Source organism: Streptomyces bicolor (assembly GCF_000719285.1).
In the GTDB taxonomy this organism is placed as follows: domain Bacteria; phylum Actinomycetota; class Actinomycetes; order Streptomycetales; family Streptomycetaceae; genus Streptomyces; species Streptomyces bicolor.
In genome coordinates, this window is record NZ_JOFS01000141.1 from 1 (window position 1) to 284 (window position 284).

The 284-nt window shown below is 70.1% G+C and carries 1 protein-coding gene; it reads right to left on the reverse strand.

All coding sequences use genetic code 11. The annotated features are described in order from the left end of the window. Nucleotides 1-284 (reverse strand): DUF2637 domain-containing protein (locus IF78_RS0143015; protein WP_031498970.1); only part of this gene is annotated, 284 nt, incomplete at both ends.

A 284-nucleotide genomic window follows, 5' to 3' on the forward strand; every position in this document is an offset into this window, starting at 1 on the left:
GCTTGATGACCTGCTCGTAGGAGCGGAGCTCCCACAGCTTCATGCGGCGCCACAGGAGGAACGTCGGGACCGGCGAGAGCAGCCAGCGGGTCAGGCGGACGCCCTCCATGTGCTTGTCGGCCGTGATGTCCGCTGTGCGGCCGATCGCGTGGCGAGCCGCTTCCACCGCCACCACGAACAGGATCGGGATCACGCCGTGCATGCCGACGCCCAGCGGGTCCGGCCAGGCGGTCGCGCCGTTGAAGGCGATCGTCGCTGCCGTCAGCAGCCAGGCCGTCTGACGC